Origin of the sequence: Streptomyces alboflavus (genome assembly GCF_000716675.1) — a bacterium.
In the GTDB taxonomy this organism is placed as follows: Bacteria; Actinomycetota; Actinomycetes; order Streptomycetales; family Streptomycetaceae; genus Streptomyces; species Streptomyces alboflavus.
The window spans coordinates 156,652-175,769 of record NZ_JNXT01000002.1 but is presented as its reverse complement, the minus strand read 5'-3'; the positions used below and the strand labels follow the sequence as shown (position 1 = coordinate 175,769).

Sequence of the window (19,118 nt, the reverse complement as noted above, 5' to 3'; positions counted from 1 at the left end):
CCGTGCACTTCCAGCATGCGAGCGACCTCTGGCAGGACTTCCCCCAGCTGGTCCCCGGGGTGATCCTCGCTCGGGGCATCACCGCCGACGTGTCGGTCGACCGGCCCGTCGCCGCGTTCGGCGCGGCGGCGGCCGAGCGGCTCACCGGTACCCAGGAGAGCGGTCTGCCCGAGGTGCAGGCCTGGCGGCGCGCCTTCGCCGCGATGGGCCTCAAGCCGACGCAGTACCGCTGCGCGTCCGAATCCCTCCTGCGTCGCTTCCGCAAGGAGGGCTCCCTGCCCCGCATCCACCCCCTGATCGACCTGTGCAACGCCGCGTCCATCGCGTACGGCATCCCGGTCGGCGTCTTCGACCTGCCCCTCATCTGCGGTGACCTCGAAGTCCGGTACGCCGACGGCGACGAGGTCTACGAGACGTTCGGCGGTGCCGAGGAGCACCCCGACCCCCGCGAGGTGATCTTCGCCGACGACGCCCGGCGGGCCCACGCCAGGCGCTGGACCAACCGGCAGAGCGGCTACTCGGCGGTCCGTGACACCACGTCGGACGTCCTGATCATCGTGGAGGCGCTGCACGAGTCGGCCCCGGCGGACGTGGCGAAGCTGATGGACGCCCTCACGGCGGAGCTGCGCGCGGTCTGGGGCGTCGAGACCACGTCGGCGGTGCTTTCCCGGTCGGCGCGGCGCTTCGCGTGCTGAGGCCCGACCGCCCTCCCGACTCCCGCGACCACCCTCTCCGACCCCGTAACCGCCCTCTCACCTCCCGTACTCGACCAGGCCGGTGGGCAGCACCAGGCGCCGGTACGCGCCCGCTCCCCCGCCCTTGCGCTCCCGTATCCGCTCCATGAGGAGGCGCCCCGCCGCGCACCCCAGCTCGTCGCTGTCGTACGTGACGAGGGTGAGCGGCAGACCCAGCGCATCGGCGAGTTCGAAGTCGTCGAAGCCCGCGAGGGCGGTGTCCGCGCCGGTGGCCCGCAGGGCCCGGAAGGCCCCTATGGTGTTGCGGTTGTTGGAGCAGAACAGCGCGGTCGGCGGCTCGGGCAGGGCGAGGAGTTCGGCGGCGGCGCGCTCCGCCTCGGCCGGTTCGGTCTGGCCCTGGCGGACGAGGCCGGCGCGGGTGGGCAGGCCGGCGTCCGCGAGGGCGGCGTGGTAGCCGCGCAGCCGCTCGGTGCCCGTGTACACGGCGGGCGGTGAGCCGAGGAAGCCCACGCGCCGGTGGCCGCGGGCCAGCAGGCGGGCGGTCGCCGCGCGGGCGCCGCCGAAGTCGTCGACGAGGACGCAGTCGGCGTCGAAGCCCTCGGGCGGGCGGCTGGCGAGGACCACGGGGACGCCCTCGGCGGCCGCCGCGGCGAGGTGGCCCTGTTCGGAGCCCGCGGGCACGGCGATGATGCCGTCGACGCGCCGGGCCACCAGGTCGGCCACCAGGTCCCGTTCGCCGTCCAGGTCCTGTCCTGTGTTGCCGATGACCGTCTTCAGGCCGTCGGCCGCGACGACGGAGTCGACGCCGAGGGCGAGGCGCGAGTAGAAGGGGTTGGCGAGGTTGGTGACGACCAGGCCGACCAGGCCCGTGCCGCGGCCGAGGCGGAGGCTGCGGGCGACCTCGTTGGGCCGGTAGCCGAGGGCGGCCGCCGCCGCGCGGACGCGGTCGCGGGTCGCGGGCAGCACGCGCGGGTCGTCGCGCAGGACCCGGGAGGCCGTCATCGCGCTGACCCCGGCGCGCTCGGCGACGTCGCGGAGAGTGGGGGGCTGCCCGGCCCCGGAATCTCGTGGTGCGGGCATAGGGCACGCGTTCCTCTCGTTCCTGCCGGGCCTTTGGCGGCGCGCTCCGCACGTGCCCCGACGGCTCGGTCCTTCCGTACCCCCGCCGCCTCGCCCTCACCCCGTCTCCGCGTACACCCGGCCCCCACGAGCCCCGCGTCCGCACCCAGCGCGCCCGCGCCGACGGTGACCGGCGTGTCCCCCAACGCGCCGCGCAGCGCGGGCCCGACGAGGTCCCAGGACCGGGAGAGGCCCCCGCCCACCACGAGTGCCGTGGCCCCGAAGTCCCTCACGTACGGGGCGAGTACGGTGCCGAGCGTGGTGAGCGCCTCGTGCAGGACGCGGCCCGCGCGCGCCTCGCCCGCGCGGGCCCGCGCGGCGATGTCGTGCGGCTCCGCGCGGCGGTCGCCGTAGCGGGCGAGGAGGGCCCGGCGCGACACCGACTCCTCCAGGGGCCGCCCGTGCGCGGTCACCAGGTCGATGCGGCCGAGCGGCGGCACCCCCGGCCCTTCGTGGACCACCCGCCCGTCCACGAGGAACGCCGAGCCCACGCCCGTGCCGAGGGTGACGCCCACGCAGCGCCGGTGCCCGCGCGCCGCCCCGGCCGACCACTCGCCGAGGGCGAAGGCGTGGGCGTCGTTGAGGAACACGGCGCCGCGGGGGCGCGGCCACACGCCGTCGAGCAGCACCGACCCCACGTCGACGCCGTACAGGTCGTCGAACTTGCCCACGCCCTCGAAGCGCGCGATGCCCTTGTCGTAGTCGAAGGGCCCTGGCACGGCGACGCCCCACAGCGCGGCGGCGGGCGCGTCGACCTGGGTGGCGCAGCGCACCACCGTGCCGAGGACGTGCTCGGCCGTGCCGCACGGGTCGAGGTCACGGTGCGCCCGGCGCAGCACGCGGGCCCGCCCGGGGTCGACGAGGGCGGCGGTCACATGGCTGCCGCCGATCTCCAGGACGGCCCGCATCAGCGGCCCGCGTCCCGGCCCGACGGGCCCGGGCGGCCCGCACGGCCCGCCGCCGCAAGGGGGCGCACCAGCGCCTTCACCACCTGCGCCGCCCCGCCGCACGCCTTGATCCGGTACGCGCCGACGGCCGCGGGCACGGTGAGCGTCTCCGCGTACGCGAGCGGGTGCAGGTCGCCCGCCGCCGTCCGGATCTCCACGCCCTCGCCCGCCACGACGTTCAGGACGTGGAAGCGGCCCGCGGTGTCGTCGTCGGCGACGGCGCCCGCGTCCAGGGCGTACCGCCGTACTTCGTAGAACATCTCCGGGAGTGCGCCGATGACGTCCTCGTGCCAGCCGTCGCCGGAGCGCAGCCTGCGGGGTTCCTGGACGAGGTCGCGGGCGACGGAATCGCCGCGGCGGTCGGTGTCGAGGTTCGCGAGGCCGTGCTCGTAGGGGAGTTGGCGGGGGTTGCCGTCGGCATCGGGGCGCAGCCAGTCGTAGAAGCGCAGGCTGTAGAGGTAGGGGGTGGCGCTGATCTCCAGGACGACGTTCCCGGCGCCGCCGGCGTGCGGGGTGCCCGCGGGGATCATGAAGAGGCGGCCCTGTTCGGCGGGGAAGGTCAGGATGTGGTCCTCGGGGTTCATCGGCACGCCGTCCTGGGCGGCTTCCTCGATCTCCTTGCGGAACAGCTCGACGTCGGCGTCCTCGCGCAGCCCGAGGAAGACACGGCCGCCGGGGCCGCCATGGGTCACGTAGTACGTCTCGTGCTGGGTGTAGGGCCAGCCGAACCGTTCACGCATGTACCGCTCGCGGGGGTGGCAGTGCACGGACAGGTTCCCGCCGTCGACGGTGTCCAGGTAGTCGAAGCGGATCGGGAAGGACGTGCCGAAGCGGGCGTGCACGTCGGGTCCGAGCAGTTGGTGGGGGTGCAGGACACACAGGAGCTGGAAGGGGATCTCGGCCTGGAGGGCGGGGCCGGTGCCGACGACGACGCCCGCCTCGGGCGCGATGAGTTCGTAGCCGAGGGCGGTGTTGCGGGCGCCGAGGTCGAAGCCGAGGACGCGCTGGGCCCAGTGTCCGCCCCACGGCGTCGAGTTGAAGTACGGGCGGGTGCGCACGGGGCGCCGGGCCAGGGCACGGAGCGTCGCGCGCAGGCCGGGCCCGTCGAGATACACGGGGTGCTCCGGGTCCTGCGTGTCGAGCCAGGCGTCCACGCGCGGGGCGAGGGTGTCGCGGTGGCGGTCGAGCATGGGCCAGTCGATGTAGAAGAGGCGTCTGAGGTCGCCAGGTTCGCCGGGGAGCCCGAGGTGGTGGCCGTGGCCCGCGGCGACGGCGGCCTCCGCGTGCCGCTTGGGCACGTCCGCGTACCAGAGCCGGTCGTGCGGGACGAGGGCGGCGCCGGGCCCGTGCACGAGCAGCAGGCCGTCGGTGGGCGGATCCGGCCAGGGCAGGGCGTCGAAGAGGTCGGTCAGGGGGTTGTCGGCGAGGGCGCGGTAGTAAGGGTCGCCGGTGCCGTCGTCGGTGCGGCGGCGCACCTCGTCGGGCGGGGCGTGGTGCGCGGTCACGTCGAGGGTGGCCACGCGCACGCCGGTGGCGGCGAGTTCGGCGGTGAGGCGGGCGACGAGCCGGGGGAAGTCGACGGACGGCGGCCCGTCGACGGCGACCGTCGACGGGCCCTCGGGCAGGTGTGCGGCCACGGCACGCCATCCGGCGGCCATCACGGCCCCCGGCGCCGGGCCGTAACGCGGGTCGAGCCGGTACACGCGTTCTCCTTCGTGCGGTCGTTCCTGCGGTGCTTCGTGCGAAGGTTCGGCGGAGCAGGGGGGTACTTCGGGGTTCAGGGACGTACGAGGAGCAGGGCAGCCGTGGCGAGGGGCGGGACGGCGAGCGTCGTCACGGCGCCCGCGCCGTCCGCACGGTCCACGGCGCCGAGTGCGGCGCCCTTCGTGCCGAGGTAGTCCGCCCGGTACGCGGCGGCCACCGGGAAGCGGGTCAGGACACGGCAGTCCACCGCCTCGTTCGCGAACGACTGCAGGCGCAGCAGCACCTCACCGGGCCGCGGCACCGTCATGCCCACGAGACGCACCCGCGGGTCGTCCACCTCGGCGAAGGCGTGCGTCGCCGCGCCGGAGGCGACCCGTCCCCGGGCCCGGACCGCGCGCAGCGGGCGGCTGAACGCCGCGGCGGTGCGCGGCCCGAGCCCGTCGGCGGTGGGCGCGCACGCGAGGCTGTAGCGGAAGGTGAACTCGAAGCCCTGCCCGCTTGGGAAGTTGGTGTCCCACAGGTTGTTGTGGATCCAGGAGAAGACGGTGGCGGGCTCGTCGTGGCCCATCGTCCTCGGGAACGGCGCGTACGGCAGCGCGACGTTGCCGAACTGGACGAGCGGCGCGTCCTGCGAGGACCAGGCGACCGCGCACCCGTCGTCGGCGAGGGTCACCCAGCGGCGCACGGCCCGCATGTGGCGCGCGGATCCCGGCACCACCGGAAGGCCGGTGCCGGTGACGCCGCCGGACGCCTCCATGCGGACCACCGGGTCGTCGAGGGCGAAGGGGAACGCGAAGTAGGCGCTCTCCTTGCCCAGGGTGTGGTCCTTGTCGAGGCGGTTCTCGATGTCGAGCCGCGGCACGCCGCGCGGCAGGGTCAGCGTGGTGCGCAGCCGGTTGGCGCCCGCCGGGCGGGTCTCGTACGTGAGGGTCTCGGCGGTCACCGTGGAGCGTCGGGCGATCAGCGCGGCGGGCGGGGCGACGGCCCGTGTGCCGAGGTGTTCCAGGCGGTCGGACGCGGTGGTGCGGCTGGAGTTGTGGTTGAAGCCCCCGGCGGTGGTGTAGCTGTCGTGGAAGTAGCCGTTGAAGCCGACGACGGGGTCGGTGCGGACGAGTTCGCGGCCGGTCGACTTGTCGATGACCGAGGCGACGCAGGCGTGCGCGAGGTCGACGCGGACGGCGAGGTGTTCGTTCTCCAGGAGCGTCGGGTCGGGGTGGGCGAGGGCCTGCGCCGCGGTGTCGGCGGGGTTCTCGCGTTCGGCGGCGCCCGTGGGGTTCCAGCCGGTGGCCGCCTTGGCGGCGGCGTTCGCGGGGGCGTCGTGCGCGTCGGTGTCGGCGGCGGTGATCTCGACGCGCACGGAACCGGCGGGCGGCACCTCGTCGATCCGCACCACGAGGAACCGCCCGGCGTCCCGGTGGTCCTCGTTGGTCTGCGCCTCCTCCTCGTGCGCGAGCCGCCGGCCGCTGCGGCCGTCCCGAACGGCCACAGCGTGGGCCAGCGGCACGCTGCTCTCCGGCAGGAAGATCCGTACGACGTCCGTGCGCGGCCAGGAGCAGGTGTTGACGACGTGGTACGTGGCGAGGGCGCCCGGCGCGGCGGCGAGCCGCTGGCCGAGCCGGGCGCTCGCCCGGTGCAGCAGCGAGGTGCCGTCGTCGTGGGCGCGCAGCGCCTGCCCGTACTTCCAGTGCCACTGCTGCTCGCCGCTGTGGCCGCCCTCGTCGCCGTGGGTCCACGGGTCGCCGGCGCCCCAGGTGTGCTCGTCGAAGAGCGACACCGCTTCGTAGACCCCGGCGGCGTCCCGCGTGTCGTCCTCGGCCCCCGTGGCGTCGAGGAGGGACGCGAACGCGCCGACGGTCTGGGCGTCGGCGACCACGGACTGGGCGGTGCGGGCCAGGGACAGGGGCTGTGCCCCCGCGCCCACCCCGTCGACCCACCAGTCGGTCCAGTCGCCCTCGAAGGTGGCGATCTCGTCGCCGAGCCTGGCCTCGGCGTCCAGGAAGAAGTCCTCGTTGCGGGAGAGCCGCAGGCGCGGGTGGGCCCAGGTCTCGTTCCACCGCCTCACCGTGTCGGCGATGACGCGGCGCGGCGGCGCGTTGTCGCCGAACTTGCCCTGGACGCGCAGGTGCAGGACGTCCCAGGGGTAGGGCTCGCGCTTGATGTCCTGCTGGTCCATGGCCCAGCCGAAGATGCCGCCGCGGTAGGGGTAGGGGTGGCTCGCCAGGGAGGTCAGGTAGGCGGGTAGCAGGTCGTCGACGTCCGCGTAGGCGGTGTCGAAGCCGAGCAGCGGGCCTTCCATGTAGGCGAGCCCGTGCGGGGTGTCGGTCATCCACACCAGGACGCTGTTGCCGCTGGGCGCACGCCAGCGGAAGAGGCGGGGCAGCTTCTCGCCGCCGACCAGGTGCGGCACCGAGCGGCCCGCCCAGTTGTGGGCGACGGACAGATAGCTGACGCCCGCCCCGGCGAGCGCGTCGACGAGGCCCACCACCGCGCCGGGCACGTCGGTCTGCATCGCGGAGGTGAAGCGCACGCCGTAGCGGTCGCGGATGTCGTGGGCCAGGCGCAGGAGTTCGTGCAGCTCGTCCGTGGAGCAGGTCTCGGTGTGCAGGTTGAACGGCAGCGCCGTCAGCTCGATGCGCCCCTCCCCCACCCGGCGTATCAGCTCGTCGACCTGCTCGGCGGGGCGGGACCGCGCCCACTGCTTGAACGACCACAGCGACTCGACGCACCAGCGGAACCGTGACTCGGCGGGCCAGTCGTCGGTGGTCCGCGTCAGCTCCAGGCAGGAGTCGAGGAACGACAGGTGCTCGTTCAGGACGAGTCCCTGCGGGTCGGTGTACCCGATGTCGAGGTGGGAGTGGTGCACCAGGTGGATGGTCCACTGGCGCTGCGGTGTCAGGGGTACGCCGATGCCCTCGGCGCCGCCGGGCAGGGCGACGGTGACGCGGGTGGGCGCGGTGACGGCGGGCAGCAGCAGCCGCACGGCGTGGCCGGGCCCGGGGACGCGCTCGGCGCGCAGCGCGGTGCCCGACTCCGTGCGCACCTCCAACTCGCCTGGCACGGACGCCCCGTTGACGGGTTCGACGCGCAGTGACTGCAGCAGGGTCCCGTCGGCTGCGCGCCGCATCAGGGGCTCCTCGGTGAGCCTCAGCACGCGGCCGTTCAGCTCTCCCTCGGCGCTGACCACGGAAGCGCGCAGGCTCGCGCGGATGCGGTCGTTGTCCCAGTCGGTGGTGCGGACCAGGGCCCGTGTCGTCATACGGATCTCTCCCGGGGCGGTCGGCGGGGCAATCGGGGTCGGACAGCGGTGGATCAGCGGGCGGAGGCGGTGATGCCGCGCAGGAACAGGCCGCGGAACACCAGGAAAAGCAGCAGGGTGGGCGCGGACACGATCAGCGCGCCCGCGAGGATCACGGGCGGGCCCGCGGAGGAGTAGGCGTTGTTGAGGGTGGTGAGGGCGGCCATGACGGGCTGGACGTCGGCGCTGCGGCTGAGGGTGATGCCGAGCAGCAGATCGTTCCAGACGGCGGTGAACTGGAAGATGAAGGCGGCGCCGAGGCCCGCCCGCATCAGCGGCACGTGGATCTGCCAGAAGATCCGCCCGAAGGACGCCCCGTCGATCAGCGCGGCCTCCGTCAACTCCGGCGGCATCGTGGTCATCTGATTGCGAATCAGGAAGAAGGCGAAGGGGATCGCCCAGGCCACGTACACGAGCATCAGGCCGAGCCTGGTGTCGTACAGGTTGGCGTCGGCGTACAGGCCGAAGAGCGGCGCGAGGAAGATCTGGAGCGGGAACAGCGTCCCGGAGTAGATCAGCCAGAACCAGAACGCGGGCCTGGGGACGGGCAGGACGACGACGGCGAAGGCCGCCATCGCGGCGACGAGCACGGCGAGAAGACCGCACACCACGGAGTACAGGAGCGAGGCCTGGAAGCTGTCCCCGATGCCGGCCTCGGTCCAGGCGGTCCGGGCGTTGTCGACGAAGTCGAAGCCCTGGAAGGTCCAGTCGGGCCTGCCCTCGTACTCGGCGGCGGGCGTCAGCGCGTTGACGACGAGCAGGTACAGCGGGACCAGCCACAGCACCACACAGCCGGTGACGAAGAGATGACGTACGACGCGCCCCACGGCCGCCCCCTCCTCAGGCCTTCGCCCAGCCGGTGTCGGGCATCTGACGGCGCAGGTACGCCCAGGACGAGGCGACGACGATCACGGAGAGGACCAGGGCGATCGCCGAGCCGTAGCCCACGTGGAAGAGCCGGAAGGCCTCGCGGTACATGGTGAGGGCGAGGGTCTCCGAGGACCGCGAGGGGCCGCCCTTGGTGAGGATCCAGATCATGTCGAACGCCTTGAGGCTGTTCACCACGGCCATGCCCACGACCACGACGGTCACCGCCCTCAGCTGCGGAAGTGTGATGTACCGGAACATCCGCCAGCCGCTCGCCCCGTCCAGCTGCGCGGCCTCGACGGTGTCCCGGGGATTGGCGCGCAGGCCGATGGCGAACAGCACGACGTTGATGCCGGTCGCCTGCCAGGTGGACGCGACGATCAGGGCGAGCGTGTTCTGCGGCCACTCCAGGAGCCAGGTCTGCGCCCAGGAGTCGAGGCCGACCCCGCGCAGGAACTGGTTGACGGCGCCGTCGGACGTCAGCATGAAGTTCCACAGCACGGCCGTCGCGGCGGCCGAGATCGCGAACGGCAGCACGATGACGAGCTGCGCGACGCCCCCGAACCGGCTCCGGTGCGTGGCGACCGCGATCAGCAGGCCGAGGAGCACCGGCAGGAGCAACGTCCCCGCCACCCACATCAGGGTGTTGAGCAGCGACCGCCCGAAGATGGGGTCGTCGGCGAGCCGGGTGTAGTTGTCGATGCCGGTGTAGCTGCTCGTGAACCCGTTGTCCTCGAAGAAGCTGCCGTACACGCTGCGGAAGAACGGGTACACCAGCAGGACGCCGACGAAGGCGGAGGCGGGCAGCGCCCACGGCAGCGCGGCCAGGGGTCCGCCGCGGCGGGCGCCGGGGCGGACGGCCTGGTGGGGCGTGCGGGTGGGGATCCGGCGGCGGGCGCGGTGCGCCTTGGCCGCCGTCGCCGCGGCGGGCGCGGGGGTGGTGGTGTCGGTCATGTCCGCGCCGCCTCCCGCCACACCTTCCAGGCCTCGTCGGCGCGGTCCTGCATGGTGCGCAGCACCTTCCGGTACGAGGACGGGTTCAGGAGGAAGCCCGCGAGGTCGTCGACGGTTGCCTCGACCAGCTCGGGCGGGCCCTGCTCCCAGAACCGGTTGAGCAGCCGCAGCCGTTCGCCGCGCACCCTCTTGGCCAGCGAGGCGATGACGGGGTTGGCGGCGGGCACCCGCGGGTTGGGGCAGCCGTCCTGGAGGGCGTGCGAGAACGCCTTCAGGACGGCGGGGTGCAGCCAGTTCCTGGTGGCCTTCCACGCCTCGGCGCGGTCGGGGCCCTTGACGGTGGCGACCAGGGCGCTGGACTCGAAGATGACGGCGGGCCGGGCCGAGGGCTCCGCCATGGGCAGCACGAACGCCCCGTAGTTCTTGCCGGGCTTGCCGCCCCCGGCGGTCAGCATCGAGCCGAGCCAGGTGCCGCACGGCACCATGCCGACCTTGCCGTGCACGACGGCCGCGGCGGCGTCGACGTGGTTCATGTCCATCGGCGTGAACCAGTCCTTGTCGAAGAAACCGGCGATCGTGCGCAACGCGCGCTCGGCGCGCGGGTCGGTGTACTTCCCGCGGCCGTTCATCAAGTCGTCGTAGAACTGGGGGTCCTGGCGGCTGAGGATCTCCTGGAACCAGATGAACGAGGGCCAGCGGCCGTCGGCCGTGCCGTGCAGCGGGGTGACCTCGTTCCTGTGCAGGCGGTCGGCGGCGGCGAGGAAGTCGGCCCAGGTCGCCGGGGGCTTCAGGCCGTGCTCGGCGAACACCTCGGGGTTGTAGAAGAACACCCAGTACGCGAGGTTCATCGGCAGCCCGTACACCCGGCCGCGGTGGGTGAACGCCGCCCGCAGGGACCGGTCGGCCCAGCCCCGGCCGACAGCGGTGTCCCACTGGTCGGTCAGGTCGGCGATGCCGCCGGTGCGGGCCAGGTCCTGGAGCCGGTAGCCGGACCAGTACTTGAGCAGGTCCGGGGTCTTCCTCGTCCGCAGCGAGGACTTCACCACCTGCTCGAACGCCTCGAGCGACGGGTTGACCTCCGGGACGAGCCGCAGCCCCGCGACCGATTTCATGGCCGCCCCCGCCGCGGCCATCGGCGCCGACCAGGCCGCGCTGTCCCCGAACACGGCGACCTTCCCCGCGGGCTGGCCCGACGCGGTGCCGCAGGCGGTGGCGAGAGGGCCGATCGCGGCGGCGGACGCGGCGGTCGCGGTGAGGAGGGTGCGGCGCGTGACGGTGGGCGTGGCGGACGTGCTCGGCGTACCAGGTGAACTCGCTGCGCTGGGCGTGCTGGGCGTGCGGCCTGACATGGGTGGCCCCCCAGGTGCTTTCCCGGGTGTGTCCCGGCCCGGTGTTAGCGTTAACACGAGCGAGATGGAGCGTCGCGGCGGCGCGGGCGGATGTCAAGGGAGCGCGGGAAAAGCGGGCGGGATCGCGCCAGGGCGCGCCGGAGCGCGGCGCGGCGCGGCGAGGCACGTCGGGCCCGTCGGACACGCCTCTGACACACCCACTGGGTACACGCCACTGACACACCCACCGGGTACACGCCACCGACACACCCACTGGGTGCGGGGCGGTCGGCCGCCCCGCACCTGGCCGTGGCGGCCGCACAAATTCGGTTGCCCGGGCGGCGGCCCGCGCCGCACGATCGCCCCATGCCGTTCATCCCGCGCGTGCCCCTGAGCACGCCCACCGCCGCCCCGCTGCTGTCCGCCTCCGTCGGTCGTCCGGTGGCGCGGCAGCAGCAGTCCGGCCGACCGTGGGGACCGACGCCTCCCCGACGGTGACCGGGCATCTGGTCGCGGGCCTCCTCGCCGGGTACGGCATCGCCGTCCCGGTGGGCGCGGTCGCGGCCCACCTGATGGCGCTGACCGCCCGCACCTCGCTGCGGACCGGCGTCTGCGCGGCGCTCGGGGTGGCCACGGCCGACGGCGTGTACGCGCTGGTCGCCACGGTCGCGGGTGCCGCCGCTGCCCCCGTCGTCCTCCCGCTCATCGGCCCCCTGCGCTGGGTCTCCGCGGGCGTCCTCATCGCCCTGGCGCTGCGCTCGGCCGCGCGAGCCCTCGCCACGTACCGACAGCCGCACACGGCCGGGCGGAACGACGAGCAGCCGGTGACACCCGCACGGGCGTACACGAGCCTCCTCGCGCTCACGCTGCTCAACCCCATGACCGTGATCTACTTCGCCGCGCTCGTCGTCGGCAGCCAGACCGACGCGGCGCCGGACCGCCTGGGCCAGGCCGTGTTCACCCTCGCCGCGTTCGCCGCGTCCGCGAGCTGGCAACTGCTGCTCGCCGGGGGCGGCGCACTGGTCGGCCGGGCCCTCACGGGGCGCCGCGGCCGCCTCGGCACGGCGCTCGCGTCCAGCTCCCTTGTCGTCGCCCTGGCCGTGCACCTGCTGGTCGCGGCCCCGTGACCCCCGCCGAAGCCGCCTTCGCCCACCGCCCCTGGAGCACCTCGATGACCGCGACCGCCGCCCGCTACCTCTATCTCGCCCGGCACGGCGAGGCGTCCCCGGACGAGTCCGAACTGACCGACCGCGGCCGCCGCCAGGCCGTCCTCCTCGGCGAGCGCCTGCGCGACACCCCGCTGGCGGAGATCACCCACGGCCCCTTGCCGCGCGCCACGCAGACGGCGGGCCTCGTCCGCGCCCAACTCCCCGGCGTCCACGTCACGTTGTCCGACGCCGCCGGGGACTACGTCCCGCACGTGCCGGCCCGGGACGAGTTGCCGCGGGAATCGGCGGCCGCCGTGCTCGACCGGCTCGCCGCCTTCCCCGCGGACGAGCGGGAAGGAGGCCCCGCCCTCGCGCAGGCGGCCCTCGACCGGTTCACCGGACCCGTCGAGGGCGACACGCCCCGCCACGAGCTGGTGGTCACCCACAACTTCCTCATCGGCTGGCTGGTGCGCGCCGCGCTCGACGCGCCCCCGTGGCGCTGGCTCGGCCTCAACCACACCAACGCGGGCCTCACCGTGATCCGTTACGCGCCCGGCCGCCCGGCGTCCCTGCTCCTCTACAACGACACCGGGCATCTGCCGCCCGAGCTCCGCTGGACCGGCCTGCCGCCCGAACTGCACGTCTGAGCAGGCCGGGCGCCCCTCGGCCCTCAGTGGGCGTGCGGTTCGCGCCGGTGTGCGGGGCCGTGGCCGTTGGCACAGTGCGGCGTCGGCGCGCCCACGGTGGCCGGGGACGCCGACGCGGCGGCGGGGTGCGGGGCGTCGTCCTCGTGGTCGATCTGGAGCGTGGTGTGGGTGAGGCCGTACGACTCGGCGAGGACCTGGTCGAGGTCGCGGCGCACGGCGTGGCAGTCGCCGCCCGGGTGGACCAGGACGTGGGCGGACAGGGCGGGTTCACCGGAGGTGATGGTCCAGATGTGCAGGTCGTGGACCTCCGCCACCGCGGGCGCGGCGGCGAGCCGGTCGCCGATGGCGTCGGGGTCGAGACCGGCGGGCGCCGCTTCGAGCAGGATGCGGCCGGAGTCGCGAAGGAGTCCGCAGCCCGCCTTGACCATGAGGACGACGACGAACAGCGTGGCGATGGTGTCGGCGCGGGCGAAGCCGGTGGTCATGACGACGACACCGGCGATGGCGGTCCCGATGAACGCGAACAGGTCGTTCAGGATGTGCTGGTACGCGCCCTCGACGTTCAGCGAGGACCGGTTGGCCTTGGACAGGCACCAGGTCGCCGCGAGGTTCACGGCGACGCCGGTGAGCGCGGTGGCGAGGACCATCCAGCCGGTGACCTCCGGCGGGTGCAGGAGCCGCACGACGGCCTCGTACGCGAGCCACACCGCGGCGAGCAGCAGGGTGAGGCCGTTGGCCTGCGCGGAGAGTATCTCGACGCGCTTGAGCCCGAATGTGTACGTGCCCTTCGCGGGCCGCGCGGCCAGCCGCATCGCGACCAGGGCGAGGATGATGGAGAAAGCGTCCGTGAGCATGTGGACGGCGTCGGACAGGAGCGCGAGCGAGCCCGAGATGAAAGCGATCGCCGTCTCCACCGAAATGAAAACGCCAATCAATACGAGGGCCAGCGAAAGCCAGCGCCTGTCGGCGTCGGCGGAGACGCCGTGGCTGTGCCCGCCATGGCCTCCTGCCTGGTGATCGTGCCCGTCGTGGTGCGTGTGAGCGTGCCCCACAGGAAGGTCCCCCCGGCTGGTCTCGGCGTCCGACGCACGGCAGTCAAGCGCAGATCCGCGAAGTCCGCAAAGGCTGCATCGGTGACCGTTTTCAATGCCGGGAATAGGGGCGTCGAGGGCTCCGCGAATCGGCGGAATTCACCGTCACGACAACGGCTGATTAACGCCGTTGACCCTCAGCCCATTTCCCCTGCCTGACACACCCCCGGAAAAAGCTGCGGGCGACTGTCGATCCGGCCACGCCCCGTTCGACGTGGCGGAGGTGTCGTGGGCGGGCTCCGCCCGGTGCGCACCGGGCGGAGCCGGTGTGTGCGCTACGGCGTCGGCACCGTGTCCTGGAACGCCGTGCCCGCGTCCCGGTACGCCGCGACCCGCTGGGTCGTCTGTGCCGGGGTGAGGACCTGGTCCTTGACGTGCAGGACGTAGTCGACCTGCTGGTGGTAGGAGCGGAGCTGGGTGGCGGGCTGGCCCGCGAGGTCGATCAGCCACTGGTTGAAGTTGATCGACATGGGGCGCTCGGGCAGGTACGCGGCGTCGTGGGTGGCGAAGTGCCGGCCGTCGACGTAGTACGTGATGGCGCGGTCGTCGATGGTGAGGACCAGGTCGTGCCAGCCCGCGAAGCTCTCGCGGCGCTCGGTGTGCTGGTTGACGGCCTGCCAGGGGTCCGGATCGTAGGTCTCCCAGGACGTCGTGTAGAGGATGTTGCCGGGCTCGCCCCAGCCGCCGTTGGGCAGGTACTCGAAGTCGTACTCGGAGTAGTCGTCCGCCATCGGGGCCTTGAGGTCGTTGATGGTGAAGAACGTCTGCACGACGCGATCGCCGTCGGGGCCGGACGCGGGGGCATCGCTGAACTTCACGCGGGCCGCGTAGGTGCCGTTCCTGAACTTGGGCGAGCGCGTGAGGATCTCGGTCTGCTCGGTGCTCGCGGCGGTGCCCGCGGTCTTCGTCTCCAGGTCCATGACGGTGCCGCCGCCGGCCGACGAGAACGTGATGTTCCGCGGCACCCAGGAGGCGCCGGGCACGCCGGGGCCGCTGGAGTTGCCACGGACGCTCCAGCCGTGCGCGGAGACACGCGGGTCGTCGTGGGCGGTGTAGGAGAAGTCGTCGAACAGGACCGCGTCGGCCGTGGCGCGCGAGTCGGCCCGCGTCGAGTCGGCGGCGGACGCGGCGGCGGGCAGGACGGCGAGGGCGGCGCAGCCGAGCGCGCAGGCCAGGGCGGCGGCGGCACGGCGACGTGGGCGCCGGGCAGGGGCGGGCGTCAAGTGCTGGGTCATGGCGGGGCGTTCCTCTCCGGAACAGGTGGGGGGAAACCGGTCGGGTCGGCGTGCCGGTCCGACAACCCTCGAACTGACCAGTTGGGCAACTGGTCAGTTGACCTCTTGCCGGTGAACGAAGGTGGCACGGCACCAGGGCCCCGTCAACCCTGGACGCGCGAGCCCGCTGCGGCCCCAACTCGCCCACTCCCCTACTGAGTTGACAGGTTCCGTACACCGATCCCATGGCTACACTTCACCTGACCAGCGAGGTGACGGAGGACGCCATGGAGACCGACGCACCGGGGACGGTGCTCAAGCGGGAGCGTGTGCGCGACTTCGTCCTGGAACTCATCGAGTCCCGGCAGGCCGGCGACGGCATCCCCTCCGAGCGCACCCTGTGCGCCCGCCTCGGCGTGTCCCGGCCGACACTGCGGGCCGCGGTCGACGAGCTCGTCGCGGCGGGCCTGCTCGTACGGGAGCACGGCCGCGGCATGTTCGTCGCCCCGGAGAAGATCACCCAGGAGCTGGTCTCGGGCCGCGCGACCCTGTCGGTGCCGCAGGCGACGGGCGCCTGGTCGAGCCGCCTCCTGGAGTTCACCACCGTCCCGGCCGGCGCCCGCGTGGGCCGCAGGCTGCGGATGTCACCGGCCGGGCGGATCGTGTACGTGGCGCGGTTGCGGCTCGTCGACGGCACGCCGATGGCTGTCGAGCACCTGCACCTCAAGGCGGATCTGGTGCCGGGTCTCACCGCGCGCGAGCTGGAGGCGGGCGACCTGTACGCGCACCTGCGCGAGCGGCACGGCGTACGGGTGCACGAGGCGACGCAGACGATCGAACCGACCGTCGTCACCCGCTCCGAGGCGCGCCTCCTGGACGTGCCCGAGCTGTCCCCGGCCCTGCTGTTCGAACGCCTCACCACGGACGCGGCCGACCAGCCGGTGGAGTACGTCCACTCCCTCTACCGGGGCGACCGCTACCGCATCGTCTCGCGCCTGACCCTCGACCCCACGGCCCCGCCCGACACCGCGCCCGGCGGCCACCACCCCGGCATCCCGCCCGGCGACTTCACCGAGGGCGACCCCCTGGCCGCCTCGACCCTGGGCGCCGTACAGGACACGCCCGAACAGCCGTGACCCCGGCCTCGCCGCCGCCCCGCCCCTCGCTCACGCGCCCGTTCGACGCCCGAACCCCCGTCGTACCACCGCCCGTGCGCTGGCATAATCCTGATCATCCGCGCCGCGGCCCCTGACGGCCCCACCCGCACTGGAGTCACGTATGACGGCAGCATCCGAACCCCACGTGATCGACACCAGCAAGCCGCATCCGGCGCGGGTCTACGACTGGCTGCTCGGAGGCAAGGACAACTACCTGGTCGACCAGGAGCTGGCGCAGAAGCTGCCGCCGCAGGCGCGGCAGAACGCGCGGCGGAACCGTGCCTTCATGCAGCGCGCCGCGGCCTGGCTGGCCAGCGAAGGCGTCGACCAGTTCCTGGACATCGGCACCGGCATCCCGACGGAGCCGAACCTGCACCAGATCGTGCAGGCGATCACGCCCGCCGCCCGCGTCGCGTACGCCGACAACGACCCGATCGTGCTGCGGCACGCCGAGGCCCTGCTCGTCAGCACGCCCGAGGGCGCCACCACCTACATCCAGGCCGACGTCCGCGAGCCGGGCGCGATCCTCGAACACGCCCGCGGCTTCCTGGACTTCGACAGGCCCGTCGCGCTCTCCCTGATCGCGCTGATGCACTTCATCATGGACGACGAGGATCCGTACGGACTCACGCGCACGCTCATCGACGCCCTGCCGCCCGGCAGTCACCTGATGTTCTCGCACGGCACCGCGGACGAGCACCCGCAGCTCAAGGAGTCCGTCTCGACCGCCTACAAGGAGGGGCGGGTGCCGCTGCGCATGCGTGAGCGCGCCGAGGTCGAGCGCTTCTTCGACGGCCTGGACCTGGTCGAGCCCGGCCTGGTGACCGCCACCGAGTGGTTCAAGGACGAGCCCGCGCCGCAGCGCGAGCCGAGCGGCTTCTACGTGGGTGTGGCCCGCGTCCCCGGGGCAGCGCGCGGGTGATGTCCGCGGTGCGGGTCGTGTACGGCGGTCGCACCACCCCCTATGGTGCGGCCATGGACCTGGACGAGGACCTGCGCGACCTCACCCGCGACGAGCTGGAAGCCGAGGTGCGGAGCCTCCGGGCGGCCGTCCGCAGGCATCGCGACAGCTCAGGGCACGATCTGTGCTGGCACCACCCGCAGCTGTGGGACCTGCTGCCGGAGCGGGTCGAGCCCGCCGTGGCCGTGCCCCCGTGGCCGCGTTTCCTGCGCGGCTGCGTTCGCTACCGGGAATCCCTGGAGGCGCAGCTCCCGGACGCGCCGGTGGACGACCGGGAGTATCGGGCGGCAGGCGAGCAGGGCGGCTGAGGCGGCCGGGCGTCACATCGGGGGCGTCGCCGGGGCCGGGCCGAGGGTCGTGGTGCCGGGGGCCGCGCGGTGGCCGAGGCCGGTGCGGTAGGCGTCGAGGGCCGCCTCGACGCGGCCGGTGCGGCGCAGCAGGTCGCCCAGGAGGCGGCACAGGTCGGCCAGGTCGCCCGCCGCGCTGGAGCGTTCCAGGAGGGAGAGGGCGGCGCAGTAGTGCTCCTCGGCGCTGTCGGTGTCGCCGCGCTCCTCCGCGATCAGGCCGAGCAGCCGGTGAGCGCCGCCCGCGTGCACGGCGCCGCGCTCGGCGCCGAGAGCACCCACGTCCTCGCCGGAGGTGAGCAGGGGCCGCAGCAGCGCCTCCGCCTCGCCGGCCTTGCCGCGCCGCCGCAGCACGTCCGCGAGTTCGACCTCGACCTGCACGGTGAACAGGGCGGCGCGCTTCGACGCGAGCATGTCGCGGGCCGTGCGCAGCTCGCTCTCGGCGCTCTCGAGGTCGCCGTCCTGGGCGTGGACGTAGCCGCGCATCCAGTGGCAGTGGGCGAGTTCGGTGCGGATGTGCAGGTGTCGGTAGAGCTCCTGGGCCTTGGCGAGGGACGCGTCGGCCTCCGCGGTGCGGCCCTCGGCGATGAGGGTGCGGGCGACGCCGCGGTGCATGTGGGCGACGAGGGCCGGGTCGCTGACGCTCGGGGCGAGCGCGAGGGCGAGTTCGGCGGCGTGCGCGGCGCGGGCGTGCGCGCCCATGTCCATGTAGGGCGCGATGGACGCCGTGTAGAGGAGCAGCAGGGCGTCGGGGTCGTGCAGGCCTGAGGCGTTGAGTTCGTCGAGGGTGGTTTCCAGCAGGTAGCAGGAGTAGCGCAGTTCACCGGTCAGGAGGTGCGCGGTGGCCCGGCCGCGGATGGCGGGGACGCGCACGGGCAGCGGCTGGTCGGCGAGGAGGCGCTCGGCGGCGGCGAAGCAGTCGCGGGCGTCGGTGAGTTCACCGGATTCGAGCAGGCAGTCGCCGAGCCCTTGCAGGGCCGCGGCCTGTTCCTCGGCCAGGCCGTACGCCACGGCCTCCTCGCGCAGGGCGCGGAACAGCGCCGCCGCGTCCTCCGGGGCGCCGGTGGCCAGGGCGCGCCGGGCGTCGGTCAGGCGCAGCCGCAGGTCCGTGGCCAGGCGGGCGGGGCGGCCTGTGACCAGCTCTTCGTAGCCGACGCCGAGTCGTCCGGCGAGGTGTCGCAGGGCTGCCTCCGAGGGGCGCACCTTGCCCGACTCCAGCGTGGAGACGTACGCGGCCGTGTACGCGGGTTCGGCCACCTGGCGCTGTGTGAGGCCTTGTTCGGTACGCAGCCTCAGCACGCGGCGGCCGATTTCGACGGCTTCGTCGGACCGGGCGGCCTCGGGACTGTTCTCCGCCACCTCTCCCCTTCCATAGGTCAGGCCCTGAGCTAAGTCGATGACGGCGGCCGTGCATAGATGCCGGAGGGAATTCAGGTATCTGTCAAGGGTACGGCCATCAGGAACCGTTGTCCGCTGAGCGGGCGTTCCGGTCGCGCGGGACACCGCTCGCGACGCTCCCGGCCTCTCCACCCCTGGCGTGAACTGACCTGTCTCATACGCATCTTGTGCCTCACCATTGCCTGACGCCCCCGAAGCCCCTACGTTGAGCGACGCCTTAAACGGCTTTAACTCGCCACTTACACGGCG

Annotated in this window: 15 protein-coding genes and 1 pseudogene; 6 read left to right on the top strand and 10 right to left on the bottom strand. The window is 73.4% G+C overall.

Features of this window, described 5'->3' with window-relative positions; genetic code table 11:
- Positions 1-2 precede the first annotated feature (2 nt).
- Positions 3-695: a B3/B4 domain-containing protein gene (locus OO63_RS02260; RefSeq protein WP_030356903.1), complete on the top strand. Its 693-nt coding sequence runs from the start codon at positions 3-5 to the stop codon at positions 693-695.
- Between the two features lie 57 nt (positions 696-752).
- Here the strand turns inward: OO63_RS02260 and OO63_RS02255 are convergent, their stop codons facing one another.
- From OO63_RS02255 to OO63_RS02225, 7 genes are all read right to left on the bottom strand, one after another.
- Entirely contained in the window at positions 753-1,775 is a 1,023-nt protein-coding gene (locus tag OO63_RS02255; protein WP_030356904.1) for a LacI family DNA-binding transcriptional regulator, read from the bottom strand.
- Positions 1,694-2,722 (bottom strand): ROK family protein, encoded by a 1,029-nt coding sequence (locus tag OO63_RS02250; protein WP_078618782.1) that lies wholly within the window; start codon positions 2,720-2,722, stop codon positions 1,694-1,696. The genes OO63_RS02255 and OO63_RS02250 overlap by 82 nt, the downstream gene beginning before the upstream one ends.
- Positions 2,722-4,464 (bottom strand): class I mannose-6-phosphate isomerase, encoded by a 1,743-nt coding sequence (locus OO63_RS02245; RefSeq protein WP_030356906.1) that lies wholly within the window; start codon positions 4,462-4,464, stop codon positions 2,722-2,724. Before OO63_RS02245 ends, OO63_RS02250 begins: the two co-directional genes overlap by 1 nt.
- A gap of 74 nt (positions 4,465-4,538) precedes the next feature.
- Positions 4,539-7,721, bottom strand: a complete 3,183-nt coding sequence (locus OO63_RS02240; RefSeq protein WP_030356907.1) for a glycoside hydrolase family 38 N-terminal domain-containing protein — start codon at positions 7,719-7,721, stop codon at positions 4,539-4,541.
- Between the two features lie 53 nt (positions 7,722-7,774).
- Positions 7,775-8,587 (bottom strand): carbohydrate ABC transporter permease, encoded by an 813-nt coding sequence (locus tag OO63_RS02235; protein ID WP_030356908.1) that lies wholly within the window; start codon positions 8,585-8,587, stop codon positions 7,775-7,777.
- Between the two features lie 13 nt (positions 8,588-8,600).
- Positions 8,601-9,581 (bottom strand): carbohydrate ABC transporter permease, encoded by a 981-nt coding sequence (locus OO63_RS02230; RefSeq protein WP_030356909.1) that lies wholly within the window; start codon positions 9,579-9,581, stop codon positions 8,601-8,603.
- Entirely contained in the window at positions 9,578-10,930 is a 1,353-nt protein-coding gene (locus tag OO63_RS02225) for an ABC transporter substrate-binding protein (protein WP_030356910.1), read from the bottom strand. The genes OO63_RS02230 and OO63_RS02225 overlap by 4 nt, the downstream gene beginning before the upstream one ends.
- 449 nt (positions 10,931-11,379) lie before the next feature.
- On the opposite strand from OO63_RS02225, the gene OO63_RS02220 reads away from it, so the two are divergent.
- Together OO63_RS02220 and OO63_RS02215 are read left to right on the top strand one after the other, a co-directional pair.
- Complete coding sequence (locus OO63_RS02220) at positions 11,380-12,036, top strand: LysE family transporter (protein WP_033263702.1); 657 nt, start codon at positions 11,380-11,382, stop codon at positions 12,034-12,036.
- A gap of 44 nt (positions 12,037-12,080) precedes the next feature.
- The gene (locus tag OO63_RS02215) at positions 12,081-12,704 is read left to right on the top strand and encodes a histidine phosphatase family protein (RefSeq protein ID WP_030356912.1); all 624 of its coding nucleotides are present in this window, start codon (positions 12,081-12,083) and stop codon (positions 12,702-12,704) included.
- Positions 12,705-12,727: 23 nt separating this feature from the next.
- On the opposite strand, the gene OO63_RS02210 is transcribed toward OO63_RS02215, so the two are convergent.
- Complete coding sequence (locus tag OO63_RS02210) at positions 12,728-13,756, bottom strand: cation diffusion facilitator family transporter (protein ID WP_030356913.1); 1,029 nt, start codon at positions 13,754-13,756, stop codon at positions 12,728-12,730.
- A 314-nt stretch (positions 13,757-14,070) separates the two neighbouring features.
- Positions 14,071-14,874, bottom strand: a pseudogene (locus OO63_RS02205) (glycoside hydrolase family 16 protein); the annotation flags it as partial.
- Positions 14,875-15,296: 422 nt separating this feature from the next.
- Here OO63_RS02205 and OO63_RS02200 point away from each other — a divergent pair.
- The 3 genes from OO63_RS02200 to OO63_RS02190 all read left to right on the top strand — a co-directional run bounded on the left by OO63_RS02200 (position 15,297) and on the right by OO63_RS02190 (position 17,435).
- A complete protein-coding gene (locus tag OO63_RS02200; RefSeq protein WP_030356915.1) occupies positions 15,297-16,145 on the top strand; it encodes a GntR family transcriptional regulator in 849 nt (282 codons plus the stop codon).
- Between the two features lie 142 nt (positions 16,146-16,287).
- Positions 16,288-17,088 carry an SAM-dependent methyltransferase gene (locus tag OO63_RS02195; RefSeq protein WP_030356916.1) on the top strand — a complete coding sequence of 267 codons (801 nt, stop codon included), beginning with the start codon at positions 16,288-16,290 and terminating at the stop codon, positions 17,086-17,088.
- Between the two features lie 53 nt (positions 17,089-17,141).
- Positions 17,142-17,435 carry a hypothetical protein gene (locus OO63_RS02190; RefSeq protein ID WP_087887074.1) on the top strand — a complete coding sequence of 98 codons (294 nt, stop codon included), beginning with the start codon at positions 17,142-17,144 and terminating at the stop codon, positions 17,433-17,435.
- 12 nt (positions 17,436-17,447) lie between these two features.
- Here OO63_RS02190 and OO63_RS02185 read toward each other — a convergent pair whose 3' ends face one another.
- Entirely contained in the window at positions 17,448-18,830 is a 1,383-nt protein-coding gene (locus tag OO63_RS02185; protein ID WP_030356918.1) for a helix-turn-helix domain-containing protein, read from the bottom strand.
- Positions 18,831-19,118 lie beyond the last annotated feature (288 nt).

Coding starts and splice junctions, on each gene's coding strand:
- OO63_RS02255 (WP_030356904.1), bottom strand. CDS start 1,775: ATGCCCGCACCACGAGATTCCGGGGCCGGGCAGCCCCCCACTCTCCGC.
- OO63_RS02250 (WP_078618782.1), bottom strand. CDS start 2,722: ATGCGGGCCGTCCTGGAGATCGGCGGCAGCCATGTGACCGCCGCCCTC.
- OO63_RS02240 (WP_030356907.1), bottom strand. CDS start 7,721: ATGACGACACGGGCCCTGGTCCGCACCACCGACTGGGACAACGACCGC.
- OO63_RS02230 (WP_030356909.1), bottom strand. CDS start 9,581: ATGACCGACACCACCACCCCCGCGCCCGCCGCGGCGACGGCGGCCAAG.
- OO63_RS02225 (WP_030356910.1), bottom strand. CDS start 10,930: ATGTCAGGCCGCACGCCCAGCACGCCCAGCGCAGCGAGTTCACCTGGT.
- OO63_RS02215 (WP_030356912.1), top strand. CDS start 12,081: ATGACCGCGACCGCCGCCCGCTACCTCTATCTCGCCCGGCACGGCGAG.
- OO63_RS02200 (WP_030356915.1), top strand. CDS start 15,297: ATGGAGACCGACGCACCGGGGACGGTGCTCAAGCGGGAGCGTGTGCGC.
- OO63_RS02195 (WP_030356916.1), top strand. CDS start 16,288: ATGACGGCAGCATCCGAACCCCACGTGATCGACACCAGCAAGCCGCAT.
- OO63_RS02190 (WP_087887074.1), top strand. CDS start 17,142: ATGGACCTGGACGAGGACCTGCGCGACCTCACCCGCGACGAGCTGGAA.